The organism is Bradyrhizobium sp. 164, from assembly GCF_023073715.1.
Lineage (GTDB): Bacteria > Pseudomonadota > Alphaproteobacteria > Rhizobiales > Xanthobacteraceae > Bradyrhizobium.
Window position 1 is genome coordinate 36,730 of record NZ_JADPKA010000040.1, and the last position, 19,687, is coordinate 56,416.

Genomic DNA, 19,687 nt, shown 5'->3' on the forward strand with positions numbered 1-19,687 from the left:
AACGAGCAGTGGGGTGGTGCGTGGAATTCCTTGTAACCATACTCCGGCGTCGTCAGACTTGCCCAGCCGAGGGCGCGATTCCGGCACACCGGACGAGAGCTGCAATACCGCTTTGGTTGACCTGCCGAAAGCGACGAAAGGAAGGCGTATGTCCAAGAAATCCCAAAAGAAATCGTCCAAAACGCCCTCCGGCAGTCCGACGGCTAAAAAGAAGACCCTGAAAACGCGGGCAGCGACTCAAACAAGGTCCGCGAAAACACAGCGGACGCCGGCGAGCAAATCAACCAAGACCGTAGCAAAAGCAGGATCGCATAAGGCCGCCTCGAAACAGTTAAATTCTTCCAAGTCGCCCGCGGCGGCGAAGGTCGCCTTGACCGAGGGCCAGAAGGCTCCGGCCTTCCGTCTGCCCCGCGACGGCGGCGATGTGGTCACGCTGGCGGACTATGCCGGGCAAAAGCTGGTGCTGTTCTTCTACCCCCGCGCCGACACGCCCGGTTGTACCAGGGAGGCCATCGACTTCACCCGGCTGGCGGACGCCTTCACGGCTGCCGGCACGGCCGTGCTCGGCATCTCCGCGGATCCGTTAAAGGCCCAGGAAAAGTTCCGCGACAAGCACAAGCTCACCATTCCACTCGTCTCGGACGAGACGCACGAGATGCTGGAGGCCTACGGCGCCTGGGGCGAAAAGTCCATGTATGGCAAGAGTTTCCTCGGAATTCTTCGCACCACGGTGCTGGTCGGGAGCGATGGCAAGGTGGCCCGGATCTGGCGCAAGGTCCGGGTCGACGGCCATGCCGATGAGGTCCTGGAAGCGGCAAGAAGTCTTTAACCAGTCCTTTAAATTCGAATGTTCCCGTTTCCGGAAAATTAACCATGACCGGCCCAGATTGCTGCGGCAATTAGGCCGTACGGACTCATCCGACCGGCGCGGGAGTGCCGATGTCGAAAAGTTCTGCCCAATACTCGCAGTACCCCCAACATCATCCTCATCACCACGGACGGGCCTTCCATCGCCATCCAGCCGCCCCAGCGGCGGCGGTTGCGATTCCCCTTCCCGCGACCGACGACGCCTACACCATCGTCCATGCCGGCAAGCAAGTCCGCTTCGGACCCGTGGTGTTCTGGATCGTGGTCGGCACGGTCGTGCTGCTCGGACTGTGGTCGGCCGCCACCGCCACCTACTTCGCCTTCCGCGACGACGTCCTGACCCGGCTGATCGCCCGCCAGGCCGAGATGCAGTACGCCTATGAAGACCGTATCGCCGAGCTGCGCGCCAAGGTTGACCGCACCACCAGCCGGCAGCTGCTCGACCAGGAGCAGTTCGATCAGAAGCTCGACCAGATCATGAATCGCCAGACGGCGCTGGAATCCCGGGCGACGGCGCTCGGCGCCATGCCCGACGTGACCGGGTCGATCCCGCGCTCGACACCGCAGCGTGGTGACGCCGGCCAGAACGCAACCCAGGGCACGCCGAAGCCGTCGCCGATCAGCGACACCGTGATCTTCGTGGCGCCGCCGGATCGCGAAGCGCGGCTCGAGTCGCGCGCGCCGACCGTCGCGGCGCCGCCGACCAGCCAATTCGCCAAGAGCCAGGGCTTCGACAACGTCCTGGTCCGGCTCACGGCTTCGCTTGATCAGGTCGAGCGTCGCCAGATGGCGGCGCTCAACGCCGTTGAGGAAAGCATGGATTCACGCATGCGCCGGATGCGCGGCGTCGTCAGCGATCTCGGCCTCAGCCTCGCCACTCTCGAAGCCGCCGTACCGCGCACCGCAATGGGCGGGCCTTACGTACCCGTCAAATTGACGCCGAACGCCGGGCCGTTCGAGAAGCAGCTCTATCGCATCAACACCACGCGCTCCGAGTTGGACCGGCTCAATCGCACGCTGGCGCTGGTGCCTTATCGCAAGCCCGTCATTGGCGAGGTCGAGTTCACCTCCGGCTTCGGCGTGCGCAGCGATCCTTTCCTCGGCCGGCCCGCAATGCATACCGGGCTCGACTTCCGCGCCGCCACCGGCGATCCCGTTCGCGTCACCGCCAACGGCAAGGTGATTTCCGCCGGCTGGTCCGGCGGCTACGGCCGCATGGTCGAGGTCGATCACGGCAACGGGCTTTCGACCCGCTATGGCCATCTCTCCGAGATCAACGTCAGGATCGGCGAGGTCGTCAAGATCGGCCAGGTGATCGGTCTCGTTGGTTCGACCGGCCGTTCCACCGGTCCGCATTTACACTATGAGACCCGCATCGAGGGCGAAGCGGTCGATCCGCAGAAGTTTCTGCGCGCCGGCGTGCGGCTCAGCGCGGGCTAACGCTGATACAGCGGCGGATTACTGGCTGCGCTCGTGGCCGACCTCACCGGTGATGACGTCACCGAACAGCTCCCACGCCTGCCCGTTGAAGCGCATCAGCTGCATCTGCTCGATCGGGAAATAATCGTCGGGCGAGGTGTTGACCATGATGCCCGGCAGCATCAGGTCAGTGTGGAAATCCTTCAGGTTCGCAGCCTGCTTCATCACGTTCTCGCGGGTGAGATGGTCGCCGCACTGCTTCAGGACCTGGACCATCGCTTCGGCCTGGACGTAGCCATAGACATTGTTGGCGTTAGTCTTGTCGCCATCGGGATAATATTTGTCCATGAACGCGCGCCATTTCACCACAGCCGGATCCTTGTCCCAGGTCGGATCGGTCGGGTCTTTCAGATAGACTGTCGAGATGATGTCCTTGGAATAGTCCAGCCCGGCCGGCTTGAGCACCGAGGCAACCGAGGTCGCGGTGTTGGCCAGGAAGAACTTTGGCTTCCAGCCGAGTTCACCCACCTTCCGGATTGCCTGCGCCGACCCTTTTGGCGCGGCCCATGAGAAGAATATGTCCGCACCGGAATCGTGAAGAGCAACGATCTGCGAGTCGATCGAGGGATCGCTGACTTCATAGGATTTGTCCGCGATGATCATGCTGGCCTTGTCGCCAAGCCCGTCCTTCAGTCCCTTGAACTGGTCCTTGCCGGCATCGTCGTTCTGCCAGAACACCGCGATCTTACTGTCGGGGAAATGATCGCGGATGTACTTTGCATAGATCCGCCCCTCGCTCTGATAGTTGGGCTGGAAGCCCATGGTCCAGGGGAAATTTTTGGGATCGCCGAACTTGGTGCCACCGGAGGCCACGAAGAGCTGCGGCACTTTCTTGGCGTTCATGTATTTCATGATCGCGGAGTTCGAGGGCGTGCCGAGCGACTGGAAGATCAAGAGAACTCGTCGCTCTCGACGAGCTTGCGCGCCTGTTCGATCGCCTTCGGGGGCGAATAGGCGTCATCATAGCTGATGAAGTTGATCCTTCGCCCGTTGATGCCGCCTTGATCGTTGATCATCCTGAAAAAGGCGGCCTCGGTCTTGCCGATCACGCCATAGGAGGACGCCGGCCCGCTATAGGGCATGATGTTGCCGATCTTGATTTCGGTGTCGCTGGCGCCGGGGTCGTATTTTTTCTGCGCCGAGGCCGGTGTCGTGGCGAGCACTCCGGCAGCAAGCATGGCGAGGGCAGCAAGGTTGGTGCGACGACCCGGCATCGTTCTCTCCCCTGTATTTTTGTAGTCTTGTTATGCAGGGAGTGTCGCAAGGCGCCCTGCCGCTGGCAAGCGCCGGGATTTTCCGCAAGATGAAACGATAGAGCGGGAACTTACGCGCCGCGGCGCAGCAGGCCGGGCACGCGTCCGTCGATCACCAGCAATGCGCTGCCGATGACGATGGCGCCGGCGATCTCGCGCGTGGAGATCGGCTCACCCAGCACCAGCCATCCCAGAAGGATCGCGGTGACGGGAATGAGCAGCGTCACCAGCATGACATTGCTCGCGCCCGAGCGCCGCACGATCTGAAAGAAGACGATGTAGGCGAGCGCCGTTGAAAGCGCGGCAAGACCAAGCACGGCGAGGCAGGTCGTCGGGCTCGGTAGCGGTAGCTGCCAGGGCCGCTCCACCGCGCCGGCGACGACCGCCATCATCACGGTGGATGCCATCAGTTGAAATGTCGCCGTTCCAAGCGGGTGCGTGTCCTTCAGCAACCGCCGCGCCGCGAGCGCCGCAAGACCATAGCTGAAGGCGCCGCCGAGGCAGAGCAGGATACCGAGTCCCGGCCCCGGCGTTGTCTCGAAACCCCCTCCGCGCAGGACGATCACGCCGGCAAGCCCCAGCGCCACCCCGACAATACGACGCATCTGCAAGGCCTCGTCGCCGGCCGCCGCCATCACCACCACAGTGAACAGCGGCGTGGTCGCGTTCAGGATCGACGCCAGGCCGCTCGGAATGAAAGTCTGGCCGATCACAATGAGCGAGAACGGAATCACGTTGTTGAGCAGCCCGATCGCGACGAACGGTCTCCATCCCATCGTGCCCGAGGGGAAGCCGATCCCCTGCATACGGAGCAACGGTAGGAGAATGGCCGCGCCAAGCGCGACGCGCAGGAACACCAGCGTCAGCGGCGGCAATTCCCGTAAGCCCGCGCTGTTGAAGAAGAACGAGCCACCCCAGAGCACCGAGAGCACGGCGAGCAGCGACCAGTCGCGCGCATCGATGCGGTTGTCGTTCCGGGACATGGCGTCTCAGCTTGGCGGCGAGCCTATTCCCTAGAACGGTGCGGTGGACAGTGCCACCCGATTTCCGACGAAGCCATGGTTTACAAAACCGGCGCTCGGAATGAATGGAGCTGCCAAGGTGGCCCCATGTTGGGTGCACTTGGCTAGGAGGATGTCTTCGGCCGCGACACCAGTTCGATCATCCTGCCTTCATCATCGTCGGGCATCGTCGCTTTCGCCTGCGCGTAGGCCTCGACGGCGGCGCGCGCGACCAGCGGCTTGCTGGCCAGCAGGCTCTCCGCCAAATTCACGGCATAAGCGGCATCCTTGTGCCGCAGCGCCGACGTGAAGGTCGCACCGCTGAAATCGCGGGCAACCATGCGCTTGGAGTGGCGCTGCACCTGCGGGCTTGCCGCGACGCCTGACAGAATCGACTCCAGCACCAGATTCATGTCGAGTCCGGCCTGCTCGGCGATGGCAAGGCCCTCGGCGAGGCCGGCGATCTGGATCGCGCCCATCAGATTGTTGATGAGCTTGTAGACCGTCCCGGTGCCGACCGCACCGAAATGGCGGATGGTCGAGCCGATTGGGTCGAGATAAGGCCGCGCGCGAGCGAGATCGGCCGGATCGGCGCCAGCCAAGAGTGTCAGCTTCCCGGCTGCGGCCGCATCGGGCAATCCGGTCACGGGGCAGTCGATGTAGATGAGGCCGCGCGCATTCAGCTCGCGGCCCATCTCGCGGGCATGGTCATAGGAGACGGTCGAGCATTCGATCGCGATGGTGCCTGCCTTCGCGGTCTTGGCAGCACCCTTGGGCCCAAGCCAGACCGCACGCGAGGCCTCGTCATCGGCAACCATGGTCACGACGGCGTCGGCATCGATCGCGGCGTCCTCAGGGGACGTTGCCCAATGGGCGCCACGCGCGATCAGGTATTCGGCCTTGGACTTGGTACGATTCCACAACGTCACCGTGAAGCCGGCATCGAGATAGCGCCCGGCCATGCCATGGCCCATCCGTCCAAGCCCGATGAAGGCGACGCGGGGCATGATCAGTCCACGTCCTCGATCTCGCCGGTGGTGGTGCCGAAGGCGCGCTGCGCCAGGGTCGCCGCCATGAACTCGTCGAGCTCGCCGTTCAGCACGCCCGAGGTGTCGGAGGTCTGCACACCCGTGCGCAGATCCTTCACCATCTGATAGGGCTGCAGCACGTAGGAGCGGATCTGGTGGCCCCAGCCAATGTCAGTCTTGGCGGCCTGGTCGGCGGCGGCCTTCTCCTCGCGCTTCTTCAGCTCGATCTCGTAGAGGCGCGCACGCAGCATGTCCCAGGCCTGCGCCCGGTTCTTGTGCTGGGAGCGACCGGCCTGACAGACCACCGCGACACCGGTCGGAATATGCGTCAGGCGCACCGCGGATTCGGTCTTGTTGACGTGCTGACCGCCGGCGCCCCCCGAACGCATTGTGTCGGTGCGGACGTCCGATTCCTTGATGTCGATCTTGATGCTGTCGTCGATGACGGGGAACACCTGCACGCTCGAGAACGAGGTGTGCCGCCGCGCGTTGGAATCGAAAGGCGAGATGCGCACCAGGCGATGCACGCCAGCCTCGGTCTTCAGCCAGCCATAGGCGTTGTGGCCGGAGACCTGAATGGTCGCGGATTTGATGCCGGCCTCTTCACCCTCGGATTCTTCCAGCACCTCGACCTTGAAGCCGTGGGTTTCGGCCCAGCGCGTGTACATGCGCAAGAGCATCTGCGCCCAGTCCTGGCTCTCGGTGCCGCCGGCGCCGGCATGGACTTCGAGATAGGAATCGAAGCGGTCGGCCTCGCCCGACAGCAGCGCCTCGAGCTCGCGCCGCGCCACTTCCTTCTTCAGGTTCTTCAGCGCGGCTTCGGCCTCGGCGACCACGCCGTCATCGCCCTCGGCCTCGCCGAGCTCGATCATGCCGATATCGTCTTCGAGCTCCTGCTCGACCTTGCCGATGCCCGACAACGCATCCTCGAGCGAGGTGCGCTCCTGCATCAGCTTCTGGGCTTTCTGGGGATCGTTCCAGAGGTTGGGATCTTCTGCGAGCTTGTTCAGCTCAGCGAGGCGCGCCGTCGATTTCTCGACGTCAAAGATGCCTCCTCAGCAGCCCGACTGACTGCTTGATCTCTTCTACCAACCGCTCGATTTCGGCGCGCATATCGCTCTCTGATGTCGCGGAATTGTTCCGCTTACGATTGCAACGGGATGTAGCGGCGGCGGCGCCAAAGCGCAACCGCCCACCATCAAACGTCGGCGTTATCAGCTAATACAGCCCACCGGTGCCCGGCCGCATGAAGAAGCCGGAATCCGGCTGCTGCTGCTGCGACGCCGGCATGCGCCCATCGGCGTCAGCAACGCCGATGACTGCGTAGTTGTCCGGCGGCGCCGTGCCCGGCTTGAAGGCTTCGAGGATGGTTCCGCCAGTCTCGCCCGGGCCGGCGCGCATGCCGGTCTTGGCCGCGACGCGCACGAGCTTGATGCCGGCCGGCACCTTGAACGGAACGGCGGGCTTGTCGGCGAGCGCGAGCTTGAGGAAATCGCGTGCTATGGGAGCTGCCAGATGGCCGCCCGTTGCGGCATTGCCCTTACCCAGCGGACGCGGCTTGTCGTAGCCCATGTAGATGGCGACGGCGACGTCGGGCGAGAAGCCGACGAACCAGGCGTCCTTGGCCTCGTTGGTGGTGCCGGTCTTGCCTGCGATCGGCTTGCCGACTTCCTTGACCACGGTCGCGGTACCGGCCTGAACCACGCCTTCCATCAGCTCGGTGATCTGATAGGCGGTCATGGAGTCCAGCACCTGCTCGCGGCGGTCGATCAGCTGCGGCTCGGGCTGGTTCTTCCAGCCGCCCGGCGCGTCGCAACCGCGGCATTCGCGCTGGTCGTGCTTGAAGATGGTGTGGCCGTAGCGGTCCTGGATGCGGTCGATCAAAGTCGGCTTCACCCGGCGGCCGCCATTGGCGAGCATCGAGTACGCCGTGACCATGCGCATCGCCGTCGTTTCGCCGGCGCCGAGCGCGTAGGACAGATAGTTCGGCAGCTCGTCATAGACGCCGAAGCGGCGGGCATATTCACCGATCAGGGGCATGCCGATGTCCTGCGCGAGGCGCACCGTCACGGTGTTCAGCGACTGCCGCAGCGCGTTGCGCAGCGTCACCGGCCCCTGGAACTTGCCCGAGGAGAAGTTTTCAGGCCGCCACACGCCGGCGCCCTGGCCCTGGTCGATTTCGATCGGCGCATCGAGCACCACGGTCGACGGCGTATAGCCGTTGTCGAGGGCGGCCGAATAGACGATCGGTTTGAACGACGAACCCGGCTGTCGATAGGCCTGCGTGGCGCGATTGAACTGGCTCTGATCGAACGAGAAGCCGCCGACCATCGCGAGCACACGGCCGGTCCAGGGGTCCATCACCACCATCGCGCCCGACACTTCTGGGATCTGGCGCAGCCGGTACTGGCCTTCGACGGGCTGGCCGTCCTTGTAGAGCGGATCGGCATAAATGACGTCGCCGGGCTGGAGCACATGCGACACCGCCGTCGGCGTCTTGCCCTTTGTGCCGCCCTGCACGGCCCGCGCCCAGCGAACGCCGTCGAGTGTGACGAGGCCGGTCTCGCGCTGCTTGCTCACGGCGCCGCCGAGTTCACGGCTCGGCTGGAAGCCGATGCGCGCCGACTGGTCGCTGGTCTCCAGCACCACCGCCATACGCCATGGCGAGATGTCGGAGAGCGACTTGATCTCGGCAAGCTTCACGCCCCAGTCGCCCGAAATATCGAGCTTGCTCATGGCGCCGCGATAGCCCTGCTGCTCGTCATAGTTCACGAGGCCGGCGACCATGGTCTTGCGCGCCATGACCTGAATCTTGGGATCGAGCGTGGTGCGGACAGAGAGACCGCCCTCATACAGCTTCTTCTCGCCATAGCGTTCGAAGATATCGCGGCGGACTTCCTCCGCGAAATATTCGCCGGCGAACGTGTGGGCGCCATTGGACCGGCTGGTGACGGCCAGCGGCTCCTTGCGCGCCTTCTCGGCGTCGGCCTGCTTGATCCAGCCGTTCTCCAGCAGACGGTCGACCACGTAGTTGCGGCGCTCGACGGCACGGTCGCGGTTGCGCACCGGATGCAGGGTCGCGGGCATCTTCGGCAGTGCCGCCAGATAGGAGGCTTCCGCAACGGTGAGCTCGTTCACCGATTTGTCGAAATAGACGAGCGACGCCGCCGCGATGCCGTAGGCGCCAAGGCCGAGATAAATTTCGTTCAGATACAGTTCGAGGATCTTGTCCTTCGAGTAAGTCTTCTCGATGCGCATCGCCAGCAAGGCTTCCTTGATCTTGCGGGCGAAGGAGACCTCATTGGTCAGAAGGAAGTTCTTGGCGACCTGCTGGGTGATGGTGGAGGCGCCCTGCGGACGCCGGTTCGAGCCGTAGTTCTGGATGTAGACCAGACCTGCGCGCGCCATGCCGGTGTAGTCGATGCCGCCATGCTCGTAGAAATTCTTGTCCTCGGCTGCCAGGAACGCGTTGATCACGAGCTTCGGCACCGCCTGGATCGGCAGATACAGCCGTCGCTCCTTGGCGTATTCGCCGAGCAGCGAACCGTCGACCGCGTGCACGCGTGTCATCACCGGCGGTTCGTAATCCTGAAGCTGAGAATAGTCCGGCAAGTCCTTGGAGAAATGCCAGATCAGGCCTGCCACGGCCCCTACACCGACAAGGAACACCACTGTTCCCGCGGCGAACAGGAAGCCCATGAACCGCACCAGCAAGCGCATTATGTGTTTATCCGTTCAAATTCTGGATCAGCCCAGTATCAGTGCCCTTGGCACCCCAAACAGGGGCCAACCTTACGTCGCGCATTCACCGGCTTACGCAATCACATCAGTGCCGGATTTTAGACGCTTGCCGAGCGGGATTCTCTCCGATTCCGGAACCCCCTACGGCATTTTTATAAAGCGCCCGCTGTGGCCAAACTAGGGCTTTTGCGGCGAGACGGAAAAACCCTTTCAATTCGAAGATCCGGCCGTGGCCATCCGCTTTGTCAAAAACCCGTCGATCGCCTGCGCCATGGAGCCCACGGCGCGGGACCGCCACCCCTCGGAGACCAGGTGCTCAAGGTCCCCCTTATTGGAGACATACCCGATCTCGACCAGCACCGAGGGCACGTCGGGCGCCTTCAGCACCCGGAAGCCCGCGGATTTCAGAGGATGCTTGTGCATCCGCACCGTCGACTTCATTTCCCCCATCAGGAGACGGGCAAAACGGTTTGAAAAGGTGCGAGTTTCGCGCTGGGTGAGGTCGATCAGGATGTCGGCGACGTCGGTCGGCTCCTCCGCGAGGTTGAAGCCGGCGATCGCGTCGGCCCGGTTCTCGGCGTCCGCGAGCCGCTGGGCCTCGGCGTCGGACGCCTTGTCTGAGAGCGTGTAGATGGTCGCGCCTTGCGCGTCACCCTCGGCACGAGGCAGCGCATCGGCATGAATGGAGACGAACAAGGCGGCCTTGAGATTGCGGGCGATCTTGGTCCGGTCATTGAGGGGAATGAAAGTATCGTCGTCCCGCGTCATGACCACGCGATATTTGCCGGCCTTTTCCAGCCGGTCGCGTAGTGCAAGGCCGAACGCGAGCACCAGGTTCTTTTCGCTCTCGCCACTCGACTGCGTGCCATTGTCGATGCCGCCATGGCCGGGATCGATCACGACCACCGGACGGCCATCGGCCTTCTGCTGTGCGGCATCCGGAGTTGCCGTAGCGGGAACCGCGGCAGGCGGCGCTTCGGCGATCGCGGGCCGCAGCTCGGGTCGGTGTTCGGGCGCGGGTGACGGCACGAAGGCGGCCCGGTCAACCTCCTCCAGTTCGACCACGAGCCGGGCCGGCTGGCCGTTGGCTGCGTCGACCACGTACGAATTGGTGATCTTCGCCGGTCCGGTCAGATCGAACACGATTCGCGAGCCGCCCGGCATGACGAGCCCATAGCGGAAGGCCTTGACCAGCCCCCGGCCCCCGCTGCCGGTACCGGCGGGCAGCTGAAAATTGACTTGCGGCACGTCCACCACGACGCGGTAGGGGTCGGCGAGCGTCACGGCACGGAAGGTAACGGTCTGGTCGATGTCGAGGATGAAGCGGGTCTGCTTCCCGTCGCCGGCCAGACGGGCGGCCGAGGCGATTGGAAAATTCGCCACCGCAACAGAGGGTTGCGGCTGGCTTTCCGCTGCGCTCAGGCGGGAGGAATCAGCACATGGCAATGCCGCGGCGCACAGCAGCACGCATCCCAGCAAAACCCTTTGATTTGTGCGGCTCGCCACCGATTCCGTGCCTCCGAGCAGCCCTTTTAACGCAATAGAACCACAGGGTTAAACGATGCTTAATGACGGATGCGCGAAACTCGCTGACTGTGACCGCCGTGCGACGCTCCCTTGCACGGATGGCTCATTCCTCGTATGTACGGACTGCTGACGGCCGATATTTCCGGTTGTGTCGCATTCAGCCTCCCGGTGCAGCGCCGGAACTCTCAACGTTTGGGAATTCCAGCGTTTTCCGTTCCCCTCCAAGACCAGCGCGGTGCGCGGCAACGAGAGGGAGCGGGTCAAGCTCCGGCGGCGGACGGTCCTGGGTTACCACTCGCGTCACCCGGGCGGTTCTGACAGCGACGTGACCCATTACCCGAGCCCTTGATCCCAAGGGAGCGGTTCGTGATCCCAAGGCGAGCGCGCTCGCGCCATGCCTGGCCAGCAGCAACTGATTGAGGGGCGGCCTCGCCGCCCAATGTTTCATACGGGCCGACGCTTGATGCGCCAGACTGTGCCGACGAACTCTGAAGGACCATTCGCGACGCTGCGGATTGAAAATCCCGCGCGCCGCATTGGTCCTGAAGCTTCCGGTTCGGCAAGGCGAAAGAGACGGCGTTTCGGCCTTCCCCTCACCCCCGAATCAGGTGGACCGTCGCGTCACCCGGCGGCGCGATACGCGCCCACGGTGAATCGCGCCCGCCGCCGCCAAGAGTTAAGACATGCCCAACAAGATGTTGATCGATGCCACCCACCCGGAAGAGACCCGGGTCGTCGTGGTCCGCGGCAATCGCGTCGAAGAGTTTGACTTCGAGACCGCACAACGCAAGCAACTGCGCGGGAATATCTACCTCGCCAAGGTCACCCGGGTCGAACCCTCGCTTCAGGCCGCTTTCGTCGAATATGGCGGCAACCGCCACGGCTTCCTCGCCTTCAGCGAAATCCATCCTGATTACTACCAGATCCCGGTCGCCGACCGGCAGGCGCTGATCGAGGCCGAGGAACAGGCCCATCGCGAGGCCGAGGAAGAGAGCGAGAACCGCTCCCATGGCCGCCGCCGTTCGCGCCACCGCAACGCCCGCCGCCGCGGTCATGGCGAACGCGTCCGCAGCGACATCGTCGAAGGCCTCGATGCCGGCGGCGATCCCGCGGCCCAGCCGGTCGAGGGCGAGCTCCAGCCGGCGCTGAGCGAGGGCGCCTCGCACGAAGGCGAGCACCTGCACACCGATGCCGAGTATCACGAGCACGACCGCCACGATCATCACGAACACGGTCATGGCGATCATGATCACGCCGATCATCATGCCCATGATGACGATCACCATCACGCCCACGATCATGACGATCATGGTCATCACGGTGAGCACGATCATCACGACCATGATCATACCGAGGCGACGCCCGCGCCTGTCGCGGCCGTCGGCGTCGAGCCCGTAGTTGCGGCCGAGACCGGTGCCGAGCCGCAGGAGGCCGTCGCCTTCGAGGTGCACGCGGAGGCTCTGGCCGAGACCGTGACCTCTACTGCCGAGCCGGCCGATGCCGTTTACGCCGCCGGCGAGAGCGTCGAGGCGCCGCACGCCGAGGCCCCAGAAGCAGCCGGCGAAGACGACGAGGACGAGGACGAGGACGAAGAAGCCGAAGAGGAAGTCGTCGAATCCGTCGGCGGCGACGACGTGCTGGAGGAAGTGCCGGAGCGCACCTTCCGTCCGCGCCGCCAGTACAAGATCCAGGAAGTCATCAAGCGCCGTCAGGTGATGCTGGTGCAGGTCGTCAAGGAAGAGCGCGGCAACAAGGGGGCGGCGCTGACGACCTATCTGTCGCTCGCCGGCCGCTATGCCGTCTTGATGCCCAACACCGCGCGCGGCGGCGGCATCAGCCGCAAGATCACCAGCGCGCAGGATCGCTCCCGTCTGAAGGAAGTGGTGCAGGATCTCGACGTGCCCGAGGGCATGGGCATCATCCTGCGCACCGCCGGCGCCGCCCGCACCAAGCCCGAGATCAAGCGCGACTTCGAATATCTGATCCGGATGTGGGAGACCGTGCGCGACCTGACGCTGAAGTCGCAGGCCCCGACCCTCGTCTACGAGGAAGGCTCGCTGATCAAGCGCTCGCTGCGCGACCTCTACAACAAGGAGATCGACGAGATCCAGGTGGCCGGTGAGGCCGGCTACCGGGAAGCGCGCGACTTCATGAAGATGTTGATGCCCGCCAATGTCAGCGCGGTGAAGCAGTATCGCGACGGCCAGCCGCTGTTCTCGCGGATGGGCGTCGAAAGCCAGCTGGATGCGATGTTCTCGCCGACCGTGCAGCTTCGCTCCGGCGGCTACATTGTCATCAACCAGACGGAAGCGCTGGTCTCGATCGACGTCAACTCGGGCCGCTCGACCCGCGAGCACCATATCGAGGACACCGCGCTCAAGACCAATCTGGAAGCGGCCGAAGAGGTCGCACGCCAGCTCCGCCTGCGCGACCTCGCCGGCCTGATCGTCATCGACTTCATCGACATGGACGAGAAGCGCAACAACCGCGCGGTCGAACGCAAGCTGTCCGATTGCCTGCGGCAGGATCGCGCGCGCATCCAGGTCGGCCGCATTTCGCATTTCGGCCTGCTGGAAATGTCGCGCCAGCGCATTCGCGCCAGCGTGCTGGAGAGTTCGACCGATCCGTGCCCGCATTGCGGCGGCACCGGCCATGTCCGCTCGGTCTCCTCGGTGGCGCTCCAGTTGCTGCGCGGCCTCGAAGAGATCCTGATGAAGGGCGCGACCCACAATCTCGTGGTCCGCACCCGCACCGACGTGGCGCTCTACGTGCTGAACCACAAGCGCGGTCATCTGCGCGACCTCGAGAACGGCTTCAAGGTCACGCTGTCGGTCATCGCCGATCCCAGCGTCAGCGGACCTCAGGCTTATGTGATCGACCGCGGCGAGCAGGTGCATACGCTGGAAGCTGCCAAGGCGCTGCTGGCGGCGCAGGCGGCTGCAAGTCCGCCGCCCATGGTCGAAGAGGCCTATGAGGACGAGGAGTTCGATCCGGAGCTGGAATCCGAGATCGAGACCGAGGAGACCGAAGGTCTCAGCGAGGAACAAGCTGCCGGCGAGGCAGCCGTCGAGCAGGACGGTCAGCGCCGCAAGCGCCGCCGCCGCCGCCGCGGCCGCGGTGGCCAGCGCGACGGCGATTTGCGCGAGGATAGCGCACACACGCTTCCTGAGGCCGCCACGGCAGCCGGCGAAGGCGAAGAGGACTCCGAGTCCGAGCAGGACGGCGAGGAAGGAGAGGAACAGGTGGCCCGCGGCGAGCAGCAGGGTAGCGGCGATCGCCGCCGCCGGCGTGGTCGCCGTGGCGGACGCCGTCGTCGCGGTGGCAACGAGGAAGGTCTCGCCGGCTCCATCGGCGACGAGCTCGCAGCCAACGCGCCGCCGGAAGCAACCGACGCCGTCGCCGATTTCGATGGCTTCAGCAACGAGGCCGCGCCTTCGATCGCAGAGCCTGAACACAGGGCCGAACCGCAGGCGGCGGAGCCTGCATCGCGCGCCGACGCGCAGAGCGAGGTACCAGCCGAGCCCGCTCCCGCAGCGACGACCGCAGCGCCGGTCGAAGAGCCCGCCGACGACAAGGCCGCGCGACGCCGCTCCACCGTCCGGGAAAAGGTCAGCTTCCTGCTGAACAGCCAGCCCGAGCCCGTAACACCGGTTGCGCAGGCGACCGAACCGGTTGCTGCGCCCGTCCCAGCAGCTGAGCCCGCACCGCAAGCCGCAAACGAAACTCGGGCCGCCCCGCGCCGTGCCGGCTGGTGGTCGCGCCGCTTCGGTGGCGGCGAATAAAGCCGAGCATCCAATGCAAAACGCCCGGCACAGCCGGGCGTTTTTGTTTCGATGCGCTCCTATGCGGGCTGATCACCTGCCCGGGCCGTTTCCGATATGCTAGATCGCTTTCGTCATTTTGAATGGGAATGGCGTTGTCAAAGCTTTGCGATTCCAGTGCTCGCGCCAATCAGAGCTTCTTCGAAACGACCGACGTGACCGATCCGGCGCGGCTCGCCGCGGCGCCGCCGCTGTCGGCCGCACCAGGGTTCCTCGCCTGGGACTGACCCGACCTCGCCCACAACCAGCCTGACAGGAGAAATCTGCCAATGCAAAGCGCGATCGTTCTCGGCGGCGGCATGATCGGCGTCAGCGCGGCGCTGCACCTGCGGCAGCGCGGCTGGTCCGTCACGCTGGTCGACCGCAGGGAGCCGGGCCGCGAGACCAGCTACGGCAATGCGGGGATGATCCAGGCGGAAGCGGTCCGCCCCTACCCGATGCCGCGCGACCTCGCCACGCTGCTGAAGATCGCGACCGGCCGCACCAATGACGTGCGCTACAGCCTGTCGTCGCTTCATCTCCATATCGAGCCCCTGCTCCGCTATTGGTGGCATTCGGCGCCGAAGCGGCATCGCGAGGCGATCGAGGCCTGGGCCCGGCTGATCGCCTATGCGACGGCTGAGCACGACATCCTCATTCGCGAAGCCCACGCTGACAATCTCATCCGCCGCGCCGGCTATCGCATGCTGCATCGCGACCCTGCGTCATTCGATCTCGCGATCAAGACCGCAGAGGAAGACCAGCGCGAATTCGGCGTGAATTTCCGCGTGCTCTCCGGCAGCGAGCTTGCCAAGGCCGAGCCGATCCTGCGCGACGATCTCCCCGGCGCGATCCATTGGCGCGACACCTGGACCGTGTCCGATCCAGGTGCCCTCGTCACGGCCTATGCCGAGCTGTTCGAGCGCCTCGGCGGCACCGTTGTGCTCGGTGACGCCCAGAGCCTGCGGCAAACCGCAACCGGCTGGTCCGTCGATACGGACCAGGGACGTCTCGACGCGGCCCACGCCGTCGTGACGCTCGGCCCGTGGTCACCCGATCTGTTGCACAAGTTCGGCTATCGCATTCCGCTGGTCCGCAAGCGCGGCTACCACATGCACTACAGCGGCGGCGCCTCGCTCGACCTGCCCCTCGTCGACAAGGGCGGCGGCTACGCCATGGGCCCGATGGCCAAGGGCATCCGCATCACCACCGGCGCGGAATTGACCGGCATGGACGCGCTGGCAACCCCGGTGCAGCTCGCCAGCGCCGAAGCCTCCGCGCGCGAGCTGATCGATCTCGGCAAGCGGGTCGAGCCGGATCCGTGGTTCGGCACGCGCCCCTGCACGCCCGACATGCTCCCGGTGCTTGGGCAAGCTCCGCGACATCCGGGCCTCTGGATGAATTTCGGCCACGGCCACCAGGGCTTTACGCTGGGTCCCGCGACAGGACGCCTGCTCGCCGAAATCATGAGCGGCGAGACGCCGGCGATCGATCCGGCGCCCTACCGGCCAGAGCGGTTCTAGCTGTCGACGGGCGCCTTACTCGGATGCGCCGAAAGGAAAAGGGCTGACCGAGGAGTCTCGACCAGCCCTACGACTTCGAAGCCCGGCGGCGCGTCGCGCAGATCAGTCCGTCGTGATCGCCGTCTCCATGTCGGTCGGATCGATCTGCTTGGAGAGGTTGGCGTTGAGCTTGTCGCGATCGAGCTCACCCTCCCACCAGGCGACGACCACGCAGGCAACGCCGTTGCCGCACAGATTGGTCAGCGCGCGGCACTCGCTCATGAACTTGTCGATGCCGAGCACGATCGCCATGCCCGGGACGAGCCGCGGATCGACCACGGCGAGCGTCGCCGCGAGCGTGATGAAGCCCGCGCCGGTGATGCCGGAGGCGCCCTTCGAGGTCAGCATGGCCACGACGAGGATCGTGAGCTGCTGACTGAAGGAGAGATCGTAACCGAGCGCCTGCGCAATGAAGAGCGTTGCCAGCGTCATGTAGATGTTGGTGCCGTCGAGATTGAACGAGTAGCCGGTGGGCACCACGAGGCCGACCACCGACTTGGAGCAGCCGAGCCGCTCCAGCTTCTCCATCAGCGACGGCAGCGCGCTTTCCGACGACGAGGTGCCGAGCACGATCAGCAGTTCGTCCTTGATGTAGGCTAGGAACTTGAAGATCGAGAACCCCGCCATACGGGCGATGATGCCGAGCACGACGAACACGAACAGCGCCGCGGTGAGGTAGAACGTGGCGATCAGCCCGACCAGGTTGAGGATGGCGCCAGTGCCGAACTTGCCGATCGTATAGGCCATCGCGCCGAACGCGCCGATCGGTGCTGCACGCATGACGATAGAGATGACGCCGAACACGGCATGCGCGGCATCGTCGATGAAGCTGCGCATGGTATGGCCGCGCTCGCCAAGGCTCATCAAAGCAAAGCCGAACAGCACCGAGAACAGCAGCACCTGGAGGATCTCGCCTTGCGCGAAGGCGCCGACCACGGTGTCGGGAATGATGTGCAGCACGAAGTCGACCGACTTCTGACCGGCGGCCTGCTTAGCGTAATTTGCGACAGCCGCCTCGTTTGCTGCGCCACTGCCGAAGCCCGCGCCGGGCTTCACCAAGTTGCCGATGACGAGTCCGATCACCAGCGCGAAGGTCGAGACGATTTCGAAATAGACCAGCGCCTTGACGCCGATGCGCCCGACCTTCTTGGCATCCTGGATGTGGGCGATGCCCGAGACGACGGTACAGAAGATGATCGGAGCGATCACCATCTTGATCAGCTTGATGAAGCCGTCGCCGAGCGCCTTGATCCACTCGTTGGTGGCGAGCGATGGCCACAACCAGCCGACGATGGCGCCGAGCACGATCGCGATCAGCACCTGAACATAGAGAACTTTGTACCACGGCTTGGCCGCAGGCGGCGCGACCGGCGCCTCCGCGATCGTTGTCGTCGTCATCGTTTCACTCCCCCTCAAACTATCGGACCAGCCAAGATCAACTTGGCCGGCCCTGTCAATTGGAACTGGTCATTGCTGCGCGTATTACCCGCGGCGATCGACGATCCGGCGCGCAGCCGGCATCAACGCCGCGCCGAGCGCGTTCTTCACCAGCGAAGCCGCAATGAACGGCACAATTCCGACCTGCCAGGCCTTCGCGGCACCGAGGCCGAGGCCGAGGGCCAACCAGCCAAACCCGGCGGCGAGAATGACGATATGGCCAACGGCCATTGCCGCAAATAGCGGGACCACGCTGCGATCCCAGCCGCGCTCGGCGAGCCAGCCGGTCACGAAGGCTGCCAGAACAAAACCGAACAGATAGCCCGCGGTCGGCCCGACCAGCGGAGCGATTCCGGCTACCGGGCCGGCAAATACGGGAAGCCCCAGGGCGCCCTCGGCGAGGTAGGCAATCATGGTTGCGCTGCCAAGGCGCCAGCCATAGGCAGCGCCGATCATCAACACCACCAGCGTTTGCAGCGTCATGGGGACGTAAGGCAGCGGCAGGCTGACCTTGGCTGATAGCGCCATCAATGCGGTGCCGAGCGCAATCAGCACGAAGGCGCGCAAAGCGCCGACGGATTCACCCGGCCGGGTCGGCCACATCAATGCGGCGAGAGGAGAATGCGACGTGGCAGCGGGCGCGGCAGATCGTTCAGACAAGATGAACTCCGGAAGGCTGGTCAAAACTCGCGGCTATTTAAGCCAGTGGGCGATCCGGTCAACTGCCTCCTGCATCTCTTCGGGCGAACGTGCGTAGGAAAAGCGAACGAACGAGCGTCCGTGAATGGGATCGAAATCGAGGCCGGGCGTCGCCGCAACATGGGCCTGCTCCAGCATCTGCTTGGCAAACTCGAAACTGTCGGCGGTGAAGTCGGAGACGTCGGCATAGAGATAAAAGGCGCCGTCGGCCGGCAGGAATCTCGTCAGTCCAGCCTTCGGCAATCCATCGATCAGGATACGCCGGTTTTCCTGATAGCCGTGCTTGATCTCCTCCATCTCGGCCGCGCCGTCGAAGGCGGCCTCCGCCGCGATCTGCGACAGCGACGGCACCGAGATCGAGAGGTTCTGCTGGAGCCGCTCGATCGGCCGCACCAGGATCTCAGGCACGACCATCCAGCCGACGCGCCAGCCCGTCATGCAAAAATACTTCGAGAACGAGTTGATCACGAGCGTGTGCTCCGACAGCGCCGCCGCCGTCACGGCCGGAAACGCATAATCGAGCCCGTGATAGATCTCATCGGAAATGAAGCGGATACCTGCATCCTGCGCGGCTGCGATCAGGCTAGCGAGCGCCTCGCGGTGCATCATGGTCCCGGTCGGATTGGCGGGACTGCCGACCAGCACGCCCTTCAGCGGCGCCTTGCGATGGGCGGCAAGCAGCGCCTCGCCGGTGAGCGCGTGGCGCGTCTCGTTCGTGGTCTCGATCAGCACCGGCTCGCAGCCGAGCGCGGTAAGGATGTGGCGGTAGGGTGGATAGCCCGGCACGGTCACCGCGACGCGATCGCCGGGCTCGAACATCGACAGGAAGGCCAGGATAAATCCGCCCGAGGAGCCGGTCGTCACCACGATCCGCTCGGGGCTGACGTCACAGCCATGGACATCGCGATAATGCCGCGCGATGCGCTCGCGCAGTGAGGGGATGCCGAGTGCGGAGGTGTAGTCGATCCGTCCCGCTTCGAGCGCGGCATGGGCGGCCGCGATCGCGGTCCTGGGCGCGCCGGCCGCGGGCTGACCGACCTCCATGTGGATGACCTGGCCACCTGCGGCCTCGATTCGGGCCGCCGCGGCCATGACGTCCATCACCATGAACGGGGGAACATCGCTGCGGCGGGAGGGCTCGAGCCACTGCGCCAACCGGTTCCTCAATCTCGCATCGTGCATCGATTTCCGCTATTTCGCTGGCAGACCGGCCCGTCCGGTCAGGAAAACGGAGCGCTTGCGCCCCAGACTAGCCGCATTGTACGGCTCATAAGGGGTACGGTTCACAAGGGC

General features: G+C 64.6%; 14 protein-coding genes and 1 pseudogene. 5 read left to right on the forward strand and 10 right to left on the reverse strand.

Features of this window, described 5'->3' with window-relative positions; all coding sequences use genetic code 11:
• Positions 1-148 precede the first annotated feature (148 nt).
• Entirely contained in the window at positions 149-829 is a 681-nt protein-coding gene (locus tag IVB01_RS15005) for a peroxiredoxin (RefSeq protein ID WP_247277230.1), read from the forward strand.
• A gap of 110 nt (positions 830-939) precedes the next feature.
• Positions 940-2,307 carry a M23 family metallopeptidase gene (locus IVB01_RS15010; RefSeq protein ID WP_247277231.1) on the forward strand — a complete coding sequence of 456 codons (1,368 nt, stop codon included), beginning with the start codon at positions 940-942 and terminating at the stop codon, positions 2,305-2,307.
• A gap of 18 nt (positions 2,308-2,325) precedes the next feature.
• Here the strand turns inward: IVB01_RS15010 and IVB01_RS15015 are convergent.
• The 7 genes and pseudogenes from IVB01_RS15015 to IVB01_RS35705 all read right to left on the reverse strand — a co-directional run bounded on the left by IVB01_RS15015 (position 2,326) and on the right by IVB01_RS35705 (position 12,347).
• Positions 2,326-3,560 (reverse strand): annotated as a pseudogene (locus IVB01_RS15015) (ABC transporter substrate-binding protein).
• A gap of 110 nt (positions 3,561-3,670) precedes the next feature.
• Complete coding sequence (locus tag IVB01_RS15020; RefSeq protein WP_247449164.1) at positions 3,671-4,582, reverse strand: DMT family transporter; 912 nt, start codon at positions 4,580-4,582, stop codon at positions 3,671-3,673.
• A 143-nt stretch (positions 4,583-4,725) separates the two neighbouring features.
• Complete coding sequence (locus IVB01_RS15025; protein ID WP_247277232.1) at positions 4,726-5,607, reverse strand: NAD(P)-dependent oxidoreductase; 882 nt, start codon at positions 5,605-5,607, stop codon at positions 4,726-4,728.
• A 2-nt stretch (positions 5,608-5,609) separates the two neighbouring features.
• Positions 5,610-6,741, reverse strand: a protein-coding gene (gene prfB, locus IVB01_RS15030; protein ID WP_247277233.1) for a peptide chain release factor 2 whose coding sequence is annotated in 2 segments (ribosomal slippage) — positions 5,610-6,671 and positions 6,673-6,741 — 1,131 coding nt in all. Because the reading frame shifts where the segments join, the coding sequence is not laid out codon by codon here.
• A 105-nt stretch (positions 6,742-6,846) separates the two neighbouring features.
• Entirely contained in the window at positions 6,847-9,348 is a 2,502-nt protein-coding gene (locus tag IVB01_RS15035; protein ID WP_247277234.1) for a penicillin-binding protein 1A, read from the reverse strand.
• A gap of 231 nt (positions 9,349-9,579) precedes the next feature.
• Positions 9,580-10,875, reverse strand: coding sequence for an N-acetylmuramoyl-L-alanine amidase (locus tag IVB01_RS15040; protein WP_247417655.1), 1,296 nt, complete (start codon positions 10,873-10,875; stop codon positions 9,580-9,582).
• A gap of 614 nt (positions 10,876-11,489) precedes the next feature.
• Positions 11,490-12,347 (reverse strand): hypothetical protein, encoded by an 858-nt coding sequence (locus tag IVB01_RS35705; protein ID WP_346015569.1) that lies wholly within the window; start codon positions 12,345-12,347, stop codon positions 11,490-11,492.
• Between IVB01_RS35705 and IVB01_RS15045 the strand changes: the two genes are divergently transcribed.
• The 3 genes from IVB01_RS15045 (at position 12,342) to IVB01_RS15050 (ending at position 16,219) form a co-directional block, all read left to right on the forward strand.
• Entirely contained in the window at positions 12,342-14,678 is a 2,337-nt protein-coding gene (locus tag IVB01_RS15045) for a ribonuclease E/G (protein ID WP_346015570.1), read from the forward strand. The genes IVB01_RS35705 and IVB01_RS15045 overlap by 6 nt on opposite strands.
• A gap of 134 nt (positions 14,679-14,812) precedes the next feature.
• Positions 14,813-14,944, forward strand: coding sequence for a hypothetical protein (locus IVB01_RS35465; protein ID WP_256464844.1), 132 nt, complete (start codon positions 14,813-14,815; stop codon positions 14,942-14,944).
• A gap of 42 nt (positions 14,945-14,986) precedes the next feature.
• Complete coding sequence (locus tag IVB01_RS15050) at positions 14,987-16,219, forward strand: FAD-binding oxidoreductase (RefSeq protein WP_247277238.1); 1,233 nt, start codon at positions 14,987-14,989, stop codon at positions 16,217-16,219.
• A 102-nt stretch (positions 16,220-16,321) separates the two neighbouring features.
• On the opposite strand, the gene IVB01_RS15055 is transcribed toward IVB01_RS15050, so the two are convergent.
• From IVB01_RS15055 to IVB01_RS15065, 3 genes are all read right to left on the reverse strand, one after another.
• A complete protein-coding gene (locus tag IVB01_RS15055) occupies positions 16,322-17,656 on the reverse strand; it encodes a dicarboxylate/amino acid:cation symporter (protein ID WP_247277239.1) in 1,335 nt (444 codons plus the stop codon).
• An 84-nt stretch (positions 17,657-17,740) separates the two neighbouring features.
• Positions 17,741-18,298 carry a biotin transporter BioY gene (locus IVB01_RS15060; RefSeq protein ID WP_247277311.1) on the reverse strand — a complete coding sequence of 186 codons (558 nt, stop codon included), beginning with the start codon at positions 18,296-18,298 and terminating at the stop codon, positions 17,741-17,743.
• A 90-nt stretch (positions 18,299-18,388) separates the two neighbouring features.
• Complete coding sequence (locus IVB01_RS15065; protein ID WP_247277240.1) at positions 18,389-19,576, reverse strand: aminotransferase class I/II-fold pyridoxal phosphate-dependent enzyme; 1,188 nt, start codon at positions 19,574-19,576, stop codon at positions 18,389-18,391.
• Between the last annotated feature and the right edge of the window lie 111 nt (positions 19,577-19,687).

What these genes read in the sequence shown, in the direction of transcription:
- IVB01_RS15005 (WP_247277230.1), top strand. Translation starts at nt 149, where the DNA reads ATGTCCAAGAAATCCCAAAAGAAATCGTCCAAAACGCCCTCCGGCAGT.
- IVB01_RS15010 (WP_247277231.1), top strand. Translation starts at nt 940, where the DNA reads ATGTCGAAAAGTTCTGCCCAATACTCGCAGTACCCCCAACATCATCCT.
- IVB01_RS15020 (WP_247449164.1), bottom strand. Translation starts at nt 4,582, where the DNA reads ATGTCCCGGAACGACAACCGCATCGATGCGCGCGACTGGTCGCTGCTC.
- IVB01_RS15025 (WP_247277232.1), bottom strand. Translation starts at nt 5,607, where the DNA reads ATGCCCCGCGTCGCCTTCATCGGGCTTGGACGGATGGGCCATGGCATG.
- IVB01_RS15035 (WP_247277234.1), bottom strand. Translation starts at nt 9,348, where the DNA reads ATGCGCTTGCTGGTGCGGTTCATGGGCTTCCTGTTCGCCGCGGGAACA.
- IVB01_RS15050 (WP_247277238.1), top strand. Translation starts at nt 14,987, where the DNA reads ATGCAAAGCGCGATCGTTCTCGGCGGCGGCATGATCGGCGTCAGCGCG.
- IVB01_RS15055 (WP_247277239.1), bottom strand. Translation starts at nt 17,656, where the DNA reads ATGACGACGACAACGATCGCGGAGGCGCCGGTCGCGCCGCCTGCGGCC.
- IVB01_RS15060 (WP_247277311.1), bottom strand. Translation starts at nt 18,298, where the DNA reads ATGTGGCCGACCCGGCCGGGTGAATCCGTCGGCGCTTTGCGCGCCTTC.
- IVB01_RS15065 (WP_247277240.1), bottom strand. Translation starts at nt 19,576, where the DNA reads ATGCACGATGCGAGATTGAGGAACCGGTTGGCGCAGTGGCTCGAGCCC.